Origin of the sequence: Paenibacillus sp. FSL H7-689, from assembly GCF_000517905.1 — a bacterium.
Taxonomy (GTDB): Bacteria; Bacillota; Bacilli; order Paenibacillales; family Paenibacillaceae; genus Paenibacillus; species Paenibacillus amylolyticus.
This window is the reverse complement of sequence record NZ_ASPU01000021.1, coordinates 185,639-201,587: the sequence shown is the minus strand read 5'-3', so window position 1 is coordinate 201,587 and position 15,949 is coordinate 185,639. Positions and strand designations below refer to the sequence as shown.

Annotated in this window: 13 protein-coding genes; 9 read left to right on the top strand and 4 right to left on the bottom strand. The window is 50.0% G+C overall.

The window, feature by feature from the left end:
- Positions 1 to 165 precede the first annotated feature (165 nt).
- Both C170_RS18325 and C170_RS18320 read left to right on the top strand, forming a co-directional pair.
- Positions 166 to 1,050 carry a carbohydrate ABC transporter permease gene (locus tag C170_RS18325; RefSeq protein WP_036612679.1) on the top strand — a complete coding sequence of 295 codons (885 nt, stop codon included), beginning with the start codon at positions 166 to 168 and terminating at the stop codon, positions 1,048 to 1,050.
- Positions 1,047 to 1,874 (top strand): carbohydrate ABC transporter permease, encoded by an 828-nt coding sequence (locus tag C170_RS18320; protein WP_036612676.1) that lies wholly within the window; start codon positions 1,047 to 1,049, stop codon positions 1,872 to 1,874. The genes C170_RS18325 and C170_RS18320 overlap by 4 nt, the downstream gene beginning before the upstream one ends.
- A 156-nt stretch (positions 1,875 to 2,030) precedes the next feature.
- Here the strand turns inward: C170_RS18320 and C170_RS18315 are convergent, their stop codons facing one another.
- Positions 2,031 to 3,524, bottom strand: a complete 1,494-nt coding sequence (locus C170_RS18315) for an aminotransferase-like domain-containing protein (RefSeq protein WP_036612673.1) — start codon at positions 3,522 to 3,524, stop codon at positions 2,031 to 2,033.
- A 135-nt stretch (positions 3,525 to 3,659) separates the two neighbouring features.
- On the opposite strand from C170_RS18315, the gene C170_RS18310 reads away from it, so the two are divergent.
- Positions 3,660 to 4,268: a LysE/ArgO family amino acid transporter gene (locus C170_RS18310; protein ID WP_036612671.1), complete on the top strand. Its 609-nt coding sequence runs from the start codon at positions 3,660 to 3,662 to the stop codon at positions 4,266 to 4,268.
- Between the two features lie 212 nt (positions 4,269 to 4,480).
- On the opposite strand, the gene C170_RS31575 is transcribed toward C170_RS18310, so the two are convergent.
- The 3 genes from C170_RS31575 to C170_RS18295 all read right to left on the bottom strand — a co-directional run bounded on the left by C170_RS31575 (position 4,481) and on the right by C170_RS18295 (position 9,040).
- A complete protein-coding gene (locus C170_RS31575; protein ID WP_036612668.1) occupies positions 4,481 to 5,317 on the bottom strand; it encodes a methyl-accepting chemotaxis protein in 837 nt (278 codons plus the stop codon).
- 376 nt (positions 5,318 to 5,693) lie between these two features.
- On the bottom strand, positions 5,694 to 6,695 hold the full coding sequence (gene moaA / locus C170_RS18300; protein ID WP_036612663.1) for a GTP 3',8-cyclase MoaA: 1,002 nt from the start codon (positions 6,693 to 6,695) through the stop codon (positions 5,694 to 5,696).
- Between the two features lie 119 nt (positions 6,696 to 6,814).
- Positions 6,815 to 9,040 (bottom strand): methyl-accepting chemotaxis protein, encoded by a 2,226-nt coding sequence (locus C170_RS18295; protein WP_327196645.1) that lies wholly within the window; start codon positions 9,038 to 9,040, stop codon positions 6,815 to 6,817.
- Between the two features lie 364 nt (positions 9,041 to 9,404).
- On the opposite strand from C170_RS18295, the gene C170_RS18290 reads away from it, so the two are divergent.
- The 6 genes from C170_RS18290 (at position 9,405) to C170_RS18265 (ending at position 15,948) form a co-directional block, all read left to right on the top strand.
- Entirely contained in the window at positions 9,405 to 10,229 is an 825-nt protein-coding gene (locus C170_RS18290; protein WP_051447273.1) for an ABC transporter ATP-binding protein, read from the top strand.
- Positions 10,201 to 11,022, top strand: a complete 822-nt coding sequence (locus C170_RS18285) for an ABC transporter permease (protein WP_235200795.1) — start codon at positions 10,201 to 10,203, stop codon at positions 11,020 to 11,022. The genes C170_RS18290 and C170_RS18285 overlap by 29 nt, the downstream gene beginning before the upstream one ends.
- On the top strand, positions 11,019 to 11,957 hold the full coding sequence (locus C170_RS18280) for an ABC transporter permease (protein ID WP_051447272.1): 939 nt from the start codon (positions 11,019 to 11,021) through the stop codon (positions 11,955 to 11,957). The genes C170_RS18285 and C170_RS18280 overlap by 4 nt, the downstream gene beginning before the upstream one ends.
- A 144-nt stretch (positions 11,958 to 12,101) precedes the next feature.
- Positions 12,102 to 13,166 carry an ABC transporter substrate-binding protein gene (locus C170_RS18275; RefSeq protein WP_036612655.1) on the top strand — a complete coding sequence of 355 codons (1,065 nt, stop codon included), beginning with the start codon at positions 12,102 to 12,104 and terminating at the stop codon, positions 13,164 to 13,166.
- A gap of 21 nt (positions 13,167 to 13,187) precedes the next feature.
- Entirely contained in the window at positions 13,188 to 14,561 is a 1,374-nt protein-coding gene (locus tag C170_RS18270; RefSeq protein WP_036612653.1) for an aspartate aminotransferase family protein, read from the top strand.
- A 97-nt stretch (positions 14,562 to 14,658) separates the two neighbouring features.
- Complete coding sequence (locus C170_RS18265; RefSeq protein ID WP_036612651.1) at positions 14,659 to 15,948, top strand: M20 family metallo-hydrolase; 1,290 nt, start codon at positions 14,659 to 14,661, stop codon at positions 15,946 to 15,948.
- The last annotated feature ends 1 nt before the right edge of the window (position 15,949 follow it).

Here is a 15,949-nt window from a genome sequence, read left to right as displayed (position 1 = left end):
TGGAGTATCCGCTTTTGTTGGCAAATCTCAACGGTCTGAGAGTTTTGACAACAAATGAGCGGTACTTTGTTTCGTCAGAGTCTTCAAGCAGATGATACGGCAGGCAGAACGTTCTTTGTTCCCTCGTTTACAATCATCCGCTTCGAGTGAAAAGGGGGAGAACCAATGGCTACGAATGTGTTCAAGAAGTATCTGTCACTGCTCGCGTTCACTGCGCCTGCCTTTGTCATCTATGCGATTTTCCTGCTGTATCCCACGTTTAGTGGCATGTTCTATAGCCTGACGGATTGGAACGGACTTAATCGGGATTATAGCTTTATCGGTCTGGGCAACTTTGTGGAATTGTTCAAAGAAGATCCTGACTTTCTGAACTCTCTGTGGTTCACGATGAAATATGTAATATGTATGCTGATTCTGCAAAATGGAATTGCCTTGCTGCTCGCCGTGTTGATTGAGTCACGAACGCGCAGCAAAGGGCTCTTCCGGACCCTGTTCTTCATGCCTAACATGATCAGTACAATCATCAGTGCTTTCATGTGGACATTCATCTTCTCTCAGGTGTTGCCACAGCTCGCACAGAAATTGGCTTTTTCGTTCCTGGATCAGCAATGGCTGGGTGATCCGAAGTTTTCATTTTACTCCATTCTGATCGTATCGCTCTGGAACGGTGTAGGGTATATGATGATCATCTATCTGGCTGCTCTCCAGGGTGTGCCGAAAAGTCTCAAAGAAGCGGCTGTTATTGATGGGGCTAACGCATTCCAGGTACTGCGTAATGTGGTGTTGCCAATGATTACTCATGCCGTGACCATCTGTTTCTTCCTGACGCTGAACGGAGCATTCAAAGTGTTCGAAGTGGTGTATGGACTGACTGGTGGCGGACCGGGTCGGGCCACGCAGGTGATCACGATGAACATCTATGAAGAAGCATTCTCCAACAACTTCAGATATGGCTATGCGAGTGCCAAATCGGTTGTGCTGTTCATCATCGTACTCATCTTTACACTCATCCAGATCACCGTCATGAAGAAGAAAGAGGTGGAAGCATGAGGATGCAACGACTGAACAGTTATCTGATTCGAGTGCTGCTGATTCTGGGCTCTCTCGTCGCCATGCTGCCGATCTACATGGCGGTGGTGAACTCTTTCAAAACACAGGGTGAGATGTTCCAATCTTTTCTCGCGCTGCCAACAACGTTGCACTGGGAGAATTATTCGGACGCGTTTAACAAAATCAATCTGTTGGGCAGTTCCATGAACTCGGCAATTGTATCCTTTCTGGGGATCGGGGGAATTGTCTTCTGTGCCTCACTTGCGGGATACAAGCTGTCACGTACCTCAGGCCGTTTGAGCAACCTGATCTTCTTCCTGTTTGTTGCGTCCATGCTGGTACCGTTCCACTCGATCATGATTCCGCTGACACGGGTAGCCAAAGGCATGGGTGTACAGGGAAGCACGTACGGATTGGCCCTGATCTATATCGGACTTGGCGTGAACATGGCAATCTTCCTCTATCACGGGTTTGTGAAGTCCATTCCGCGTGAATTGGAAGAATCAGCTCAGATGGACGGATGTAATGAGTTCCAGACATTCTTCCAGATTATCTTCCCACTCTTGCTGCCGATCACAGTCACCATCGCGATTCTGGACTTCCTGTGGATCTGGAATGACTTCTTGTTGCCACTGCTCATGCTGACCGATGTGAATCGTTATACGCTGATACTGTCCACGAACATGCTGTTTGGTGAATATAACAAGGAATGGCCATTGATTCTGTCCTCCCTGGTACTGACTGCGATTCCGGTTATTCTGATCTATGCGTTCTTCCAGAAGTTCATCATGGAGGGTATTGCGGAGGGTGCGGTCAAAGGATAGAACGTTCAAAGGAATCCCGCAGCGCATCTGGTGTTTGCCCGTTGTGTTATTCGGCCAAACTTTCGAAACTTACGCAAATAGCCTTGATCTGAAGGACATGGTCCTTCCAGGTCAAGGCTGTTTTTTGGTTGTGAAATCAGGAACCAACATTCGAAGTCAGGAGCCAGAATCCATGAGCCTGTGGACAGCTTCTGCGAGGCATTTTAACCCATGTTCCATCTCATCAGGTGAAGCATACGCGTAAGAGAGCCGGATGTGACTCGCATCTAACCGGTCATACAGATAACCCGGGTGTATAAGTACCTTTTGCTCCAGACAGGTATGGAACAATTGGCGGATAGAGAGAGGGGATACGGTGAATTGCAGCCAGATGTAAAATCCACCAGCGGGTATTTCCCAATCCGCAATCCCATGGAAGTGACGTTGAAGCAACTCCAGCATGATATCTCTGCGTCTGCGTAGTTCAGGGCGAAGGCGTTCCATATGTCCAGCGTGATGTCCTTCTGCGAACCACAGGGCAGCAGCTTCTTGGGCGAGTGAACTGGTACCATAATCGGTCTGCATCTTGATATCTGCCAGACGGCGAATGACCGGCTCTGGCCCAACCAGCCATCCGAGGCGCAGTCCAGGACTGACTGCCTTTGACAGAGTACCCATATGCAGCACCCGTCCTTCCTGGTCACGCGCCTTCAGCGATGACGGAGGAGGTTTATCCAACCACAAATCACTGTAGGCGGCATCCTCCAGTATGGAGATGCCTATTGTTCGAGCGGTGGTCATGAGTTCTTCCCGGCGGTGATCACTCATCACAGAGCCGGTGGGATTATGGAAGCTCGGGATCGTATAGAGAAGCGAGATGTGGTCTTGATCTTTGACATGCTGCGCAGCATCCTCCAGACGTGCAATATGCAATCCTTCGTCATCCATAGGGATGCCACTCATTTTCAACCCTGCCGATTGAAAGGCGTGAATCGAATAGAGATACGACGGTTTTTCCAGCAGAACTGCTGATCCGCGAGGGAGCAGTCCGACCGAAATCAAGTGCAGCGCCTGAAGAGAGCCCGACACGATCAGTATGGAATCTGGAGAGGCCTGAATGCCGGTAGTCTGCAAATGAACGGATAAAGCCTCACGAAGCTCCAGGCTTCCCTGAGGTTCCAGATAGTTGAGTGTACGAGAACGATGGGACAGGGAGTGTAGAATATCGCTAAAAGCATCATGAGGCATCAGCTCTGGGGCAAGCTCCCCTGTACCAAGACGTATGATGCCAGGCCGGAATTCAGCCTGATTAATCTGCTGGATCTCGGGCAAGTTGGGATAATACCAGCCCTCCTCGATGGCCTCATTCCAGTTGGGCATCGCTTCGTGAGCCATACCATGCCAACCGGAGCCGGAAATATAGGTTCCCCCGCCATGTCTGCCTTCAAGTAGCCCCCCGGCGGCCAGATTATCCAGGGCGGTGACCAATGTACTGCGGTTTACGCCCATGGACCTAGCCCATAATCGCTGTGAGGGGAGACGATATCCTGCGGACCATTCGCCCGTTGTGATTTTCTGCCGGATATAGGCTTCAATCTGGCGATATAAGGGCAAGTCGAGAGAAGGGTTCGGCTTCCACCCCATGCTTAGCCGAGAATCAGAACGTTCCATAACTGGCAGAATCACCTCCGTTTTTCTTTGTAACGAACACTATATCATTTGGTTGGGTCTGATGCCATCCAAGTGGTTGGTTACGTCAGCCATCATCTGCCCTACTATGGAATACAGAGATAAGGGGGAAGCGCGATGGAGGTTGTTATTCACGCAGTGGTTCTGGCATTTGGCCTGATCTTGCCACTGGGTGTGCAGAATGTATTTATTTTTAACCAAGGTATGAGCCAGAGGCGTTATATACATGCCCTGCCTGCTGTAATAACGGCAGGGGTCAGTGATACGTTGTTGATCGGGGCAGCCGTTGGAGGGGTGTCGCTCATTTTGCTGCAATGGCCATTGCTGGCGAATGTGTTGTATGCAGTAGGAAGCCTGTTTCTGCTATATATGGCATGGAGTATTTGGAGGTCGTCCGAATCTGTGGAAGGTTCGCAAACGGTAATGTCAGCAGGGCGACAGATTGCGTTTGCCGCATCGGTATCTTTACTCAATCCTCATGCTCTGCTGGATACGGTTGCCGTGATTGGCACCAGTTCACTTCAGTATGAAGGGGTGGAGCGCATTTATTTTGCCCTAACAGCCGCGGCTGTATCGTGGATATGGTTCTTGGGACTTGCAGGCGCAGGCAGGGTGATTGGCAGAACGGATCGAACTGGACGCATCAGTCTGGTGTTTAACCGGTTGTCCGCTGTGGTCATGGTTGGTTTGGCGGTTATGATGCTGTGGAAGCTCATCTATGCATAGAAGGACCGTGATGTAGCGGGCGCATTTTATTTAAAATAAAAAAACTCCCCGTGACGTCTATCGCGCAGGGAGTTCAATGTGGATGCTGAATGTGATTATCAGCATGCCTGGTGATCAAGTTATTGAGTTGGAACTGTAGTGCTCGATAACGCTTTGGTGTTGTGTCTCTTATATATGGTTGGTCATTTGAATTAGGGTCATCGTAATCGGATCTATTCTGCCTTCAGCAGCATGGATTCAATAAACACTTTCAGATCACGGCTTACACTGTTCAACTGATCAATGACCTCGCTGAACTCGGTTACCAGCACCGCTTGTTGGTTGCTAGACTGTGAGATGGATGTGATCTCCTGCTCCATCTGCTGAATGGAATGCTGAACATCTTTCAAGGAACGTTCGATATTCACCGTAGCTTCTTTGGTACCTGTAGAAAGTTTACGCACTTCAGATGCAACGACGCTGAATCCGGCGCCTGCTTCACCTGCTCGGGCCGCTTCGATGGCTGCATTCAGGCCGAGCAGATTGGTCTGTTCTGAGATTTCACGGATGAATGCGGCGACTTTGTTGACTTCGCCTGAGTTCTGCACAGCCATGCGGGTATTATCCAAAATCTGCGTGGAAGATGCCGTCAATTGCTCGGATTGGGCGGCTACCGTCTGCACCATATCTGTTAATTTTCCGCTGATACCGCCGATCAATTCAGTGAAGTACTCCAGTTTTTCCTCGTTCTGAAGAGAGAAACCAATGGCAAGTGTGCCCACGATATTTCCTTGTTCATCCCGAAGTGGGGTGGCCGCCGAGTTGATTGATGTGCCATAGAATTTCGCATCAATACGGTTCGCTGAAGTTTCCCCATGTATAAGTGCCCGGCGTAGTGTAGGGTCATCGAGGGAAACGGGGTCTCCAGCCTTGATGCCCAGATCGAGTTCATTGCTCGGTACATAATACCAGAACTTCTCGGTATCGGTTACTGCAATCATGATATCGTGTTCTTTCAGCATAATTTTAAAATATGGACTTGCTGCAACGAGTGCTTCAACGATGTTCAATAAGGTTCAGCTCCTATAATGTATGTGTATCATCTAGATGTATTGTATACATCGTCAGAATGAGGTTAATCTTGAAGGCCTGATAAGGGCATAACGTATATTAATTAAATTTTTAACAAATGAAACAGGGGAATTGATGATTTTCAGAAATTTATGAAAATATAACGAAAAAGCAGACAAGAACATCATGTTCTTGTCTGCTTTGGCTATCCACCTATGCCTTATGACACGCTCCACTTCACGTTATGAAAGCTGATTTACGTAAGGGGTCACCGCGCCAGCGTTACCTCATCCGTTGTGTGAAGAGGTCATCCTGACGGTAAAGATATATATCGATATGCAGGAATACGCGGTTGAGTTATATTGCGTACTGTTGTTATCCGCCAATCTGGGACATGCGGCGTACCGTCGGCGTGTGCGATTGCATTTTTTGTTCCAAAGCCAGAGCCATCTCATGATTCTTTGGTTTCGTACCCAGCGCTTTGAGGAAAAGTGCCGCCATAGCGTCCGGATCATCCACAAAGCGGCGAACATTATACTCATCGGACCAGTAGAGGCAGGCTTTGATATGTCCGTCAGCGGTCAGCCGAAGTCGGTTGCAATTGTCACAGAAGTGATCGCTTACGGGATGAATCAATCCAAATGTGCCTTCGGAGCCCACAATTTTCATATTTCGTGATGGGCCATTGCCCGCAGGGCCTTTTGTATTTTCTACCGTCCAGCCTGCTTCAGCACATACATCAGTCACGGCTTCCAGTGGCAAATAAGATTTGCGCCATGAATCCGAAGCCTGTCCAATCGGCATATATTCAATAAAACGCACATGAAGAGGTTGATCAATCGTCATTGCAATAAAATCTTTGATTTCATCATCGTTGATACCCTTCATCAGCACAACATTCAGCTTGATCGGAGCAAGGCCAGCAGCTGTTGCAGCTTCAATGCCTTTCAGCACCTTGTTCACATCTCCGCCGCGGGTAATCATGGAGAAGCGATCAGCGCGCAGGGAATCCAGACTGATGTTAATCCGGTTCAACCCAGCATCTTTCAACGCCTGAGCTTGTTTGTCCAGCAGAAGAGCGTTGGTAGTCAGGGCAATATCGTCAATCCCGTCAATTGCCGAGATCATGCTGACGAGCTTGTGCAGATCCTTGCGTACCAATGGTTCGCCCCCGGTGAGTCGGACTTTGCGCATGCCCATCGGGGCAAGTACCTTCAGCACCTGTGCTATTTCTTCGTAGCTCATAATCTCATCATGTGGAGCAAACTCCATGCCCTCTGCAGGCATGCAGTACACACAGCGTAAATTACAGCGGTCCGTAACAGAAATACGGATGTAGTCATGTATCCGGCCAAATGAATCCTGAAGCAGTTCCATGCAGACCACCCTTTCATCGGTTCAGATTGGAAATCTTCTATTATAAATGATACGACAATTTCAAAAGGAACAGTTGCATCAAATTTTAGCTATTTCTCCAATCCGCGTCAACGATGACGTCAGATGACAGCATTTTTGGCGGGGTGATTCAGATGGAATTGTCCCACGAGTTGTTGCAGAAAAACCGTAATGGCTTCCACGTTATGCGAAGAATGCTGAACCTGCAACATATCCCGGATCAGCTCCATCATCTCTGCTTCTACCTCGGCGGAAGTCGCCCGATTCTGATGGCTGATTGCAGCAATATTCTCCATCAACATGACCACTTGATCCACGACTTGAGTGCGTTCAGGTTCTTCGGCGGTAGCATTTTGCAGAAGTTGCGAAGCGGCCTGAACCAGTGTTGTTCCTTCAGCCAGCACCTGATCACCCTCTGTGATTAATTGGGATGCAGCTCCTGCTGCCGTTGAGATTCGGTCCAGAATCTGATGAATATTTTCAGTTGAAGAGCGGGATAACTCGGCTAGCTTGCGGATTTCCCCTGCCACGACCGAGAAGCCTTGGCCATGTTCGCCCACGCGTGCGGCTTCAATTGTAGCATTCAGAGCCAGCAGGTTGGTCTGAGCTGAAATTTCATCAATGACAGCCAGTGCACGGTAAATCTCTTTCATGGTATCCATGAAGGACAGGATGGTACGGTTAGTATCGGATACCGCTCCTGAGATTTGGGTCATTTTATCGCCGATTCGTTCCACTTCCTGCTGGGCCACGCTGATCTGTTCGGTAGCAGAGGTCTCCAGTTGTTGCAGCGTTATGCGCATGTGATCAGCAGCGATCTTGGCCTGGTCGAGATCTTCCAGTTGGGTGCGAATGGCCTGAATCATCGAACCAAGCTTGTAGTTCACACGTTCAGTCGTGCCTTGGGTTGTCTCTGTTGAGGTTCGCATCTGATACTGGTTGTCCATAACGTCTACCGTGGCAAGTTGTACCTTCAGCATAATGCCTTCGAGAGAATCAATCATGTTGTTGATCCACTTCGCCAGTTCACCTGATTCATCTTGGGCAAAAGCAGACGTGTTCAGGCGCTGGGTCAGATCACCCCTGCCTTCGGCGTTAATTCGAATAAATCGGCTGATGCGACGCAAGTCTTCATGAACTCGTTGATATTGGCTACGATGCAGCTGTAATGCAGAGAAGAATCCGAATAACACGTTAAAAGCGGCCATTGCTACCGCGCTCCAACCACTACCAGTGAAGGCATAGACAAGAGCTGCTCCTGCAACGCCTGACAAAAGCATGAAGAGACTGTGTTGCTTGAACTGGCGCCAGCCGATGCTTCGTATCCGATACACTTCCTCCAGATCCCCTTCACACATCATGCCCCAGCGATCAGGACAGTGTGGCAGCTGGAAGGTGATGCCTTTGCCGATCACAGAAATATGGCGATAATCCGAGTAGCCGGGAAAAGCTACAAACAGATTGGAACCATTCTGAATGGTGTTTGCTACTCCGGGGTGTAGTTCTCCGGTCGACGGATCAGTGAACATGAGTTCCAGTTCGGTATGCTCCTTGACGGAAACGATACCCCATTCGGTGGTGACGCCATCTTTGAGATTTTCCCCATGTGTAAAGGTACGGTCTTCGAATCGACTTCGGGATAAGGCGGTGCCGGGTTGCAGATGGGGCCGTAATATCGACTCAGCCATAAAGAGGTAATTGTCACCGGAATCGGGATAGATATGACCTGATTCTCGTTGGATCAGGTCACCGAGTACATCCCCGGGAACACGGCTGCATAATGAACCGACATATCGACCTTCCTGCAGGATTGGGGAGATAAACAGCAAGGTGACATCATCGTGAAAAGCGGACGAGCGTGGACCAATATCCAACGTCAGTGGATCAGAATATGGACCATACAAGCATTTTTTGCCATGACGATCTGCTCTGGAGTACTTCAATCCTGGTCCAATCAAAGCTTCGTAATCTGCATAGATCTGTCCAATATGTTTCTTATATGTAGAGAATGCCACCTGATTCTGTTCGTTCAGCATGAATAGCTCCGTACTGTCTACGGCTCGAATATAACTGGATTGAAACCATGCATCTAGTTTGCTAAGTTGCTGTGAACCTTGTAATACATCCTCTAATTGGACCGACTGTATCTGTTGAAGCAAACGATCCAGGTGGTTCCATTGTTCATCTGCCCAGTCCATCATAAGCTGCCGTCTCGTTTCGGCAATTCCCTCAAAAATCTGTTCCACATCTTCCTTCATATGTGCGTTCAACCGATACGATCGCCACAGTGGCAATCCTTTTCTCCATCCCAGCCAATCAAACATCATGACCACCCCGATTTCTGGATTCTCTATTCAATCTTTATACAAGAAAATGAGCAAGAATACGAGGGGATATGTCATATTTTCCGAATATTTAATCAATAAATACAAATGATCGTGCGCTTGTTGTTAGGTGAAATGTATGTTAGCTATCTACGAAGAAAACTCACATGTATGTATCTGAGAATCCGTCTCATTTTACATTGTGTAACATGAACAGGCCCATACTCAAAACACACTGTATAATGTAATCCCCGCCCAAAGCGATATAGTATTATCTAACAAGCAAAACCTGTTACGTTTGTGTATATAAATCTCCCATTCAGCCTTGGTGTGCAATGAAAACAACTTCCCACAAAGGAGAATGCCCATGTCCTCCATATCCTCAGCCACAGTCCCCGAAGCCTGCCATATTGATGTAGATCATGTGTCCGTTGTTTTTGGAACAGGTACACAGCAAGTCACTGCCTTGTCGGATGTTACATTCCAGATCCAGTCCAATGAGTTTGTCTCTCTGCTGGGCCCTTCCGGCTGTGGCAAGTCGACCTTGCTCCGGCTGGTGGGTGATCTACTTCAACCTACCTCAGGCACCGTACGCATTGCAGGTCAGGAGCCTGAGCGGGCTCGACTACAGCGACAGTTCGGCATCGTTTTCCAGACACCAGCCCTGTTCGATTGGCGCACCGTTCGTCACAATGTGGAATTGCCCTTGGAACTGCTGGGTACCCGCCGTAAGGAGTGCCGCCGCATTAGCAGTGAACTGCTTGAAATGGTGGGGTTAACCCGCTTCGCAGACCATTATCCATGGCAGCTTAGTGGCGGGATGCAGCAACGTGTATCCATTGCACGTGCACTTGCACTTGATCCACCATTGCTGCTCATGGATGAACCCTTTTCCGCCTTAGACGAATTCACGAAAGAAAAGCTTCAATTGGAGCTGCTTGAGATCAAGCGCTCAACAGGCAAGACCTTCCTCTTTGTCACACACAGCATCCCCGAAGCCGTATTTCTGTCCGACCGGATCATCGTGCTCTCGGCACATCCGGGGCAAGTACATTCCATTCATTCCGTCAATCTGTCTTCCGAACGTCATAGTGAACTGAGAGAAACGGAAGCCTTCTACCACATGATTACAACCATCCGCAATTGCTTCTACGAGGAGCGTGATGAATCTCATGTCCCTGCGATTCTTTAAACCGGGTTATCGTTCCTGGGTTGTCATCTGGATTATGGCCGTATTGGTGCTGTGGGAAGGAATCGCCTGGATACTCCAACTGTTCTTGTCACCCCAGCAGGCGGCGTCTCGCCTTCCTTATCTCCACGAAGTCCTTGCAGCCTTGTTTCGCTACTCGGGAACGCTGGCAGAACAGGGGGCTGTCACCTTTGGCAATGCCGCCATTGGTTTTGCAGGGGGAACGCTGCTGGGTCTGGGTTTGGCGCTGCTCATGAGCGCAGCTGTCTGGCTGGAGCGCACGTTATCGCCATATGTAGTCTCCTCACAGATGGTTCCGGTTATTGGTCTCGCACCAATCGTGTATGGCATCATCCACAACGCGGAGTGGGCTCGAATTGTTATGGCGGCGTATGTTACTTTCTTCCCGATCATCATCCATACGTTGAAAGGATTGAAAAGTGCAGCACCAGAGCATTTGGAGCTTATGCGTTCCTGTGGAGCTTCATTGACTGCACGATATATCAAATGCCTGCTGCCCTCAGCACTGCCGGGACTATTTTCTGGTATGAAAATAGCCGCTCCGCTGGCGGTGACCTCCTCCATCGTTGTGGAATTGATGGGGGCCCCCGATGGGCTCGGCGTCCTGATGGTCAGTTCGTTATATTACGGCCATGCCCAAGTTGGCATGTTCTGGGCAACCATCATGCTTAGCATTGGCATTGGCTTGATCTCGTATCTGGCCATCAGTCTGGCTGAACGTTGGCTGACCCCCTGGCAGCCTGAATTCAGGGCCAAAGGAGGTCAAGCCACATGAGTGAAGGTAGAGTTTTGCAACGGAAGCGTGATGAAGGTGTGGCAATTGCTGCTGTAACTGGAACAGCTACGCCCCTCACGGGTTCACAGATGACATCTGCTCCCGGATCGGAAATTCATGGACTACAGGGACAAGCCGAAAAGGCCAGATTAGGCCCTGGCGTTCGCGGACGATCGGTTGCACTGAGTATGCTTCCTTGGGGTGCGGGTGTGTTGTTTCTCACCCTCTGGCAGCTCAGGTTGTTTCATTGGATATTCTCGCTGGAAAGCTACCAACTGCCCGTGCCTTCCGCGATTGCGGCATCCATTCAGGAAAATGCCAATATGCTCTTTCGATATGCGATCTACAGCGGAACCGAAATGCTGGGAGGCTTTTTGCTCGGTTCATTGTTGGGTGCTCTGGCAGCGGCAGGTGCAACGTTCTTTCCAACAAGCGGCAGGGCTGCGGTTACGGTTCTGTCTGCACTGAACGCCGTTCCGATCGTGGCTCTTGCCCCAATTATGAACAATTGGTTTGGAGACGGGATCTGGTCCCGTATTGCTGTTGTCACGGTGATTACGATGGCAGCAATGGCTGTCAGCCTGTTCAAAGGGCTGACTTCCATTCAGCCGCAGTACAGTGATCTGCTGAGTGGCCTAGCCGCGAGCAGGATGCAGTTTTTTTGGAAGTTGAGACTGCCTCATGCGCTGCCTTCCCTCTTCGCTGGTCTGAAGATCAATATGTCGACCAGTATTATCGGGGCCATTGTGGGTGAATTCTTCATCGCCTCCCAGGGGCTCGGGTACTTGCTCTCGGATCAGATTCGACTGGCGAACATGCCTTTGGCTTGGTCCTGCATTGTCATCGCAGCCGCGCTCGGCATTGTGTTGTATGAAGCGGTTGTCCTGGCAGAAAAGCGACTCATTCCATGGAATCGTGCACGCACAGATCAATAACGTTCATCAGGGTAACAATCATCCATCCATAGATCTTAATACCTGATAGAGGTTGTTCAAAAAGTCCACGGTACTGAAAAGCAGAATTTTTGAACACGGACTGATGCTTGATAAATCCTATATAAACAGGGGGTTGTTCTGTACATGTACAAAACGTTGAAGCCGGGTTTGCTGGTATTGGTCCTGTTGGTGGTTACGATGCTGAGCGCATGTTCTACGAAGTCCGAGCCGGCGGCTGAGCCTGTCGCTGCGAGTTCAGGAGGGACGGGAGAAGCAGATCAACCCTTAACCAAAGTGAAAATTCAGCTGAAATGGGTGCCGCAGGCGCAATTTGCCGGGATCTATGCAGCGAAGGAAAGAGGTTTTTTTGCAGATGAAGGCATTGATGCCGAGATTATTCCGGGTGGCCCGGATATCGTGATTGAGCAGCAGGTGGTTAATGGCGCGGCCGATGTGGGCATTACAGGTGTAGACAGTTTGCTGGTCAGCCGGGATAACGGTCTGCCGCTTGTCTCGCTCGCCCAGATATCACAGAAGAGTAGCTATCGCTTGATTGCCAAGAAGTCCCTAGGTATTACTGATCCGGCTCAGATGAAAGGCAAGAAGGTCAGTACCTGGTTTGGCAGTCAGCAGTTTCAGGTGCTCGCGTTCATGGAGAAGAATGGCCTAGATCCGAAGAAAGATATTGAACTGGTGAAGCAAGGGTTCACAATGGATCAGTTTTTCAACGATCAGGTGGATGTAGCTACGGCGACGATCTATAACGAATACCACGTTGTGCTGGAAAGTGGAACGAAAGAATCCGATCTGGATGTGTTCAACATTGAAGATGCCGGTGTTGGCATGCTAGAGGATACGCTGATTGCCAAGAAAGATTGGGTAGACAGCAACCGTGAGCTTGCGGTCAAAGTGACCCGTGCCATTTTGAAAGGCTGGAACTACGCCATTGATCAACAGGATGAGACGGTGGATATCGTGATGAGTAATGTGACGGATGGCAGCACCACCCGTGAACATCAGGTCACGATGCTGGAAGAGATTGCAAAGCTGATTCGCCCGGAAGGATTTACGGAGCAGCAAGTTGGCAGCTTTGTGGATGAGTCATTTACCCGAACTGCGGATATTGCACTGAACTATGGCTTGATCAAAAAAGCCGCAAATCTGGATGAAGCGCTGGAGAAGAGTATCTATGAAGAAGCTGTGAAATAAGCGTGTGGAGGAGGATGACGAATGAGTTCTGTAGATCAGCAGCCTCAGCCGCTTGGTGGTACGAAGGAAGAATGGCTGGAGAAGGATCGCAAATACGTGTGGCATCACATCTCGCCTCATAACGATCATCCGATGATTGCAGTAAGCGGGGAGGGCAGTTGGATCACCGATCAGGATGGTACGCGTTATTTGGATGCGATGTCGGGACTGTGGTGTGTGAATGTGGGGCATGGGCGTGAGGAGATTGCGCGGAGTGCCTACGAACAGATGAAAGCACTCGCTTATGTACCGATGACGCAGAGTCACGAACCGGCGATTTTGCTGGCGGAGAAGCTGAATGAATGGCTGGAAGGGGAGTATCGAATATTCTTCTCCAACTCAGGTTCAGATGCGAATGAGGTGGCTTTCAAAATAGCCCGTCAGTACCACCATCAGAATGGTGAGCCTACTCGGCACAAATTCATCTCCCGTCACCGTGCCTATCACGGTAACTCCATGGGAGCGCTGGGCGCCACTGGGCAAGCCGCACGCAAGATCAAATACGAGCCACTCGGCGTAGGTTTCTCTCATGTTCCACCACCGTATTGTTACCGCTGTCCGTTTGGACGAAACAAGGATGGATGCGGACTCGAATGTGCAACCATCTATGAAGAGGTGATTCGTTGGGAAGGTCCTGAGACGGTTGCCGCAGTAATTATGGAGCCGGTGATCACAGGGGGCGGCATGATTGTACCCCCACCGGATTATATGCGTACCGTGCAAGAGATCTGTCAGCGCTATGGCGTGCTGCTCATTGTAGATGAGGTAATCTGCGGCTTTGGCCGATCTGGGCAGAAGTTTGGTCATCAGAACTATGGCGTACAGCCAGATATTGTGACGATGGCAAAAGGCATGACCAGTGCGTATTCGCCGCTATCAGCAACGGCGGTGCGAGCCGATCTGTACGACACGTTCCGGGAACCCGGCCCGGATACCCATTTTCGCCATGTGAATACGTTTGGCGGGAATCCGGTATCCTGCCGGGTGGCACTGGCAAATCTGGAGATTCTGGAACGAGAGAATCTGGTCAGCCGGGCGGAGGAACTGGGAAACCTGCTTCGTGAGAAGCTGGAACCTTTGCTGGAGTTGTCCATTGTGGGGGATATCCGTTCATTCGGATTCGCCTGTGGCATTGAATTGATTGAAGCAGACGGATCTCCTGCGGAGGCGGATAAAGTAATGAAGGTACTCGCCAGTTGTAAAAGGGATGGCATCCTGATTGGCAAGAACGGCGATACCGTACCGGGGTTTGCAAACATTTTGACGATCTCTCCACCGTTTGTTACCACCGAGGATGAGTTGGATCTGATCGCTGGAAGTTTACTCGTTGCGCTACGTAGTCTGGACGCAGGTTAGTTGCCATACACAGGTACGACAGACGTTTACGGTTTAGCAAGCGAGATGAAAATTTTCATATCATTACGCGAAAATAAGCGCAAGGAGGCGAGGAAGGATGCAGACCACAACAGGCAAACTCATTAATCAGCTTCGGCTGAATGAGCGCATTGAGCAGTTGTCACAGATTGGCCGAATCGCGGAGACGGGTGTTTGCCGACTTGCCCTGACCCCGGAAGATATGGATGGCATCATACAAGTTCGTCTCTGGATGGAAAATGCCGGTCTGACGACGCGACTTGATCCGTTTGGCAATCTGATTGGTCGTCTGGAGGGTGCGGATCAGGCGCTGCCAATCCTCATGATTGGTTCCCACATCGACTCTCAGCCTTATGGCGGTCGATATGATGGAGCGATTGGTGTGCTAGGCGCGCTCGAAGCAGTGCAATGCCTGATCGAAAATGGCATTCAGCCCCTAATGTCAATTGAGATAATTGCCTTTTGCGACGAAGAGGGTTCCCGTTTTAACAAAGGCCTTTTCGGCTCACGTGGCATAACGGGTCAGTTGGAAGAAGGCGAACTGGAGCGGCAGGATAAAAATGGAGTGACCCGCCGGGAGGCACTGGAAGCCTTTGGCTGTTCTCCTTCGGATTTTGAAGAGGCGATCTATCCGCCAGGTTCCATAGGCAGTTATCTGGAGTTGCACATTGAGCAGGGGCCGGTGCTGGAAGCGATGAATGCACCAGTAGGTCTGGTGACGGGCATCTCGGGTCCGTTGTGGCTTACGGTGACGATGAAAGGCATGGCGGGTCATGCCGGCTCCGTTCCGATGGGAATGCGGCATGATGCTCTGGTAGGCAGCGCCAAAGTCATTGCGGCTTTTGACGATATGGTGAGAGAAGACCCGGAAGCCCCAACCGTAGGTACGGTGGGAAGTTTGAGGGTGTTTCCAGACTCACGGAACATCATTCCGGAGGAAGTCAGCTTCACGGTTGATTTACGAGACATGGAGATGGAGCGCAGGAACCGGCTTGAAGCCCGATTAATGAACATTTTGGATGACGTGAGTTTCCGATATGGTCTAACCTACTCGCTGACAGAGGATACGAATAGTGAGCCGAGGTATTGTGCAGAGTCAATCAAGTCGGTGATTCGTTCATCCGCGGAAGAGATCGGGGTTACTTTGCCAGAACTGATGAGTGGTCCGTTCCATGATGCGTTGGCCCTTTCGCTTGTGTGTGATTATGGCATGATCTTTGTCCGCAGCAAAGACGGCATCAGTCATCATCCCAGCGAATATTCCTCCCCGGAGGATATTGGACTCGGCACGGAAGTGTTATATCGCACCATTCGGAGGATGTGTAGTGGAATGAACCAACCAATCATTTTACCTGAGGAGGCGTTGTGAC